Origin of the sequence: Aeromonas sp. HMWF017 (genome assembly GCF_003061465.1) — a bacterium.
GTDB lineage: Bacteria > Pseudomonadota > Gammaproteobacteria > Enterobacterales > Aeromonadaceae > Aeromonas > Aeromonas veronii.
The window spans coordinates 1-1905 of sequence record NZ_QAJD01000180.1; the positions used below are offsets into that span (position 1 = coordinate 1).

Here is a 1905-nt window from a genome sequence, read left to right on the forward strand (position 1 = left end):
CAGTGGATTGTGGTGGCGTGGTGATTGGTTCCGGTAGCGGACAGGCAGGATAAGGAACAGAGTCATGGCGCAAAGCACAGGATTACAATTCACCGTCAAGGTTGGCGCACTGGCTGACAGCACCTTTGCGGTCGTGAGCTTCAAGCTGGATGAAGGTTTGAGCCGCCCCTTTAACCTCCACCTGGAGGTGGCCAGCCAGCAACCGGACATCGATTTTGGCGCCGTGCTGGACCAGCAGTGCGAGCTGATGGTGTGGTACAACGGCGAGCTGCAACGCCGCGTATGCGGGGTAGTGAGCGAGTTTGCCCAAGGTGACAGCGGCTTTCGCCGTACCCGCTATCAGCTGCAAGTCAAACCTGCCCTGTGGCGATTGGGGCTGCGCCAGAACTCCCGCATCTTTCAGGCGCAAAAGCCGGATGAAATCCTCAGTATCTTGCTGCAAGAGCACGGCATCACCGACTACGCCTTTGCCCTGAAAAACGAGCACGCCCAGCGGGAATACTGCGTGCAGTACCGCGAGACCGACCTCGACTTCCTCAATCGCCTCGCAGCCGAAGAGGGGCTGTTCTACTTCCACGAGTTTGAAGCAGGCAAGCACCGCATCGTCTTTGCTGACGATGCGGCAGCCCTGACTGCCGGCCCCGAGCTCTTTTTTAACCTCGGCAACCGCTCGCTGGAACAAGGTCCTTACGTGCGCCAGTTCCACTACCGCGAGGCGGTGCGACCAAGCGATGTGGAGCTAAAAGACTACAGCTTCAAGACGCCGGCTTATGGCCTCTCCCACAAAAAGCAGGGCGCAGAGCTCGAGCATCAGCGCGATACCTATCAGCATTTTGACTACCCGGGCCGCTACAAGCAGGACGGCAGCGGTAAGGCCTTTGCCCAGCATCGGCTCGATGCGCTGCGCAACGACGCGGTAGCGGGCAGTGGCAAGTCCAACAGCACTGCTTTACTGCCGGGCCAGACGTTTTCACTGACCGAACATCCCAACGGCAGCCTTAACTCCGACTGGCAAATCGTCCATATCCGCCACACCGGCGAACAGCCACAAGCTCTGGAAGAAGAGGGTGGCAGCGGTCCCACCGTCTACCACAACGAATTTGGCGTAGTGAAAGCGAGTACCACCTGGCGGGCGCGTGTTGGCAGCCCCGAGGCACCCCACAAGTCGATGGTGGATGGCCCGCAAATCGCCATCGTAGTCGGCCCGGAAGGGGAGGAGATTTACTGCGACGAACATGGCCGGGTGAAACTGCAATTCCCGTGGGACCGCTATGGCAGCTCCAACGACCAGAGCTCCTGTTGGGTGCGGGTGAGTCAGGGCTGGGCCGGAGGTCAGTATGGCATGATGGCGATTCCGCGCATCGGCCATGAGGTTATCGTCTCATTCCTCGAAGGTGACCCCGACCAGCCTATCGTCACCGGCCGTACCTACCACGCCACCAACCGGCCGCCGTATGAGCTGCCGGCCAACAAGACCCGCACCGTGCTGCGCACCGAAACCCACAAGGGCGAGGGCTTCAACGAACTTCGTTTTGAAGACCAGGCTGGGCAGGAAGAGATTTATATCCACGGTCAGAAAGACCTGAACGTGCTGATAGAGAACGATGCGGCGTGGCATATCAAGCACGACCAGCACACCGACATCGACAACGAGCGGGTGACCCGCATCAAGGCCAATGACCACCTGACGGTAGAGGGCGAGAAGCGAGACCACATCAAGGCGGACTACTCCCTCACGGTCGATGCGTCCCTGCACCAGAAGCTGGCCCAGTCGCTGCTGGTTGAGGCTGGCCAAGAGGTTCACATCAAGGCCGGTAACAAGATTGTGCTGGAAGCAGGCTCCGAGCTGACCCTCAAGGTTGGCGGCAGCTTTGTGAAGGTTGACCCCAGTGGCGTCACTCTGGT

Annotated in this window: 1 protein-coding gene; it reads left to right on the forward strand. The window is 59.7% G+C overall.

The window, feature by feature from the left end; all coding sequences use genetic code 11:
- Window positions 1-64 precede the first annotated feature (64 nt).
- Window positions 65-1905, forward strand: a 1841-nt coding sequence (locus DBR30_RS20270; RefSeq protein ID WP_258224528.1) for a type VI secretion system Vgr family protein, incomplete at its 3' end; no start/stop codon positions are given.